General features: G+C 54.7%; 1 protein-coding gene. It reads right to left on the bottom strand.

Going from position 1 to position 2,768, the window contains the following annotated elements; all coding sequences use genetic code 11:
- Window positions 1-86 precede the first annotated feature (86 nt).
- The coding region (locus EJP87_RS15175; protein ID WP_130472702.1) for a penicillin-binding protein 1A at window positions 87-2,768 on the bottom strand (2,682 nt) is incomplete at its 5' end.

The following is a 2,768-nucleotide window of genomic DNA, read 5'->3' as shown; positions in this document are numbered from 1 at the left end:
TACATGCAGGACTCCGTCCTGCACCTGCCAGGAGGGGATAATCCCCTCCTGGACCTCCTTAGTACTTTTTTTGTTATTTTGCGTGTTTAATAGAATCCATCTCCTACTGCCGGTGCAGCACCAGGTGCTCCTGGCACAATACCCTCCCCAGGAACCACCCCTACTGGTACTGCCGAGGATTGCAGCGGACCCTGTCCAGGCTTGAACGACTCCATCACCCGATTTCCCGAACCCTCCACCGCCGGAAAACCGGTTTCTGGATCAATCTCCTCCAAAACAATCCCCTTCGGAACCACAAAATCGGTCACCGGTACATTCTGCAGAGCCTTGGCCATATATTTTACCCAAATCGGCAGAGCTGCCCGTCCACCAGTCTCCTTCTGCCCGAGGGTGCTGTTGTCATCCATCCCTACCCATACCGATGCCACCAACGAGGGGCTGAATCCAACAAACCAGGCATCCCGTAAATTGTTGGTGGTTCCGGTTTTACCGGCTACCGGTCGCTGCAGTTGCTTGGCCATCTGACCGGTACCATGAGTGACCACACCCTTCATCAGATTGGTCACCTGATAGATGGTGGCTGGATCCAAGGCGGGTCGATCAAAAACCCCTTGATCACGTTGCTCCAAATGGGCTGTCAGCTCTGGGGCCAAAACAGAAGTACGATCAATCTCCTGATGACACAAAAGACAATCACCGCCACGATGGCGAAACACCGTGCGCCCAAAACGGTCCTGCACCCGCGAAATCACCACCGGTTCCACCAGCTTGCCGCCATTGGCAAAGACCGCATAGGCCGAAGCCATCTTCAAGGGAGTAAAACCCATCGTCCCCAAGGCCAATGAGAGATCATGACGGTTTTCTGGAATCTCAAAGCCAAACTTTTTCAAATAGGGTATCGCTGCCGACATCCCCACACGCTTGAGTATACGTATGGTCACCAGATTGCGCGAATGCACCAAACCAACGCGCACTGTGGTGGGTCCATAAAATTTATGCTCATAGTTCTGCGCACGCCATACCTTCAACTCTTTGGTTACTGGATCACGATAGGCCAAGGGCATGGGGCTGTCATCGATCAAATCGGTTGGAGAGAGCTCCTTATCCAAGGCGGCTGCATAGATGAAGGGTTTGAAGGAGGATCCTGGTTGCCGTTGTCCCTGGGTAGCGCGGTTGAATTCGCTCTTTTCATAGTTATAGCCACCCACCATGGCCAAGACCTGTCCGGTATGGGGATCGAGACTGACCAAGGCTGCTTCGGCTTCTGGTTCTTGGGCCAGGTGATAGATTTTATGTTTTTCATTGGGAGCTTCCAGCAAAATCACATCCCCGACCCGCAGCACTTCTGCAACTGTTTTGGGAGGTGGTCCGGCAATTTTTCCTGGTTTTTTCTTCTCATCCAGGCGTTTGCGAGCCCAGCTCACCCCTTCAAGGGGCAGCTCTACTGTCGATTCATCGCTCAAAAGCACCTTGGCCTTGCGATTGTCTACCGCCAGGACCAGGCCCAACTGATAGTCGGAGACGGAAGAAAATTCATTGACGCTTTTGGAGCGCAACCAGGCTTGGCGCACGCTGGCATCTTGTACTTTTTCCAGGTGATCCAATGGTCCGCGATAGCCATGGCGGCGATCATATTCGATCAACCCTTGGCGCACTGCCTCTTGGGCATGTCGTTGCAGGGTAGGATCGAGTGGTGTATAGACATCCAGCCCCCCTTTGTACAGTTGTCCTTCGCCCCAATCGCCGAGAATAATCCGCCGCACATGTTCCAGATAGTGTGGTGCGATGGTATCCAGGGGTTCCTGTGGACGTGCCAAGCCTAGCGGTTCGGCAGCGGCGGCATCTGCTTCGGCCTGACTGATGAAACCGACCTCCACCATGCGATTCAATACCAACTTTTGTCGTTTTTGTGCATTATCGGGATGGCGCCAGGGACTATAGTGGTTAGGAGCTTTGGGCAGGCCGGCCATCAGGGCCATTTGTGCCAAGGTAAGTTCGGAGACATCCTTATCAAAGTAGATGCGTGCGGCGGCTCCCACGCCATAGGCACCGGCACCCAAATAGATCTGGTTGATATAGAGCTCCATGATCTCATCTTTGGAAAATTCGCGTTCGATGCGCAGGGCGAGGATAATCTCCTTGATTTTGCGATCCAGGCTTTTTACTGAGCTGAGCAGGAAGGTTTTGGCCACTTGTTGGGTGATGGTGGAGGCGCCTTGGACGGCACGCCCGGCGCGCACATTGGCCAGGGCGGCGCGCATGATGCCGTGCAGATCGATACCAGGATGTTGATAAAATTTGGCATCTTCGATGGCCAGGATGGCATTGATCAGTTGTCGCGGCACGTCAGACATGCGTATAAACTGGCGTCGTTGGAAGAAAAACTCGCCCAGGAGTTGGTAGTCGCGGGCATAGACGCGGGTGACCAGGCTGGGTCGATAATCAGAGAGGCCGTAGAGAGGGGGCAAGCCTTTGGAAAAGTGGAAGTAGGCGGCCAGTCCCACGCCGGCGCCGCCGATGATGCCGAGCAGCATCAGGTAGAACAGGATACGCAGCCAGCGCCAACCGCCGCTTCTTTCCTCGTAGGAGCGTTGGGGTGAGCCACCGCTGGTCCGGGCAGAGCGGCGTGCTGTGGCGACTCTGCGGCTGCTGCTACTGGAGCTGTTGGAGCTATTGGAGCTGTTACTGCTGCGGTGCAGTTGCTTGGCCATCTGACCGGTACCATGAGTGACCACACCCTTCATCAGATTGGTCACCTGATAGATGGT

This window comes from Candidatus Magnetaquicoccus inordinatus (assembly GCF_004217665.1).
GTDB lineage: Bacteria > Pseudomonadota > Magnetococcia > Magnetococcales > Magnetaquicoccaceae > Magnetaquicoccus > Magnetaquicoccus inordinatus.
Note: the sequence above shows the minus strand (reverse complement) of the source record. Positions and strands in the feature narration are given on the sequence as shown.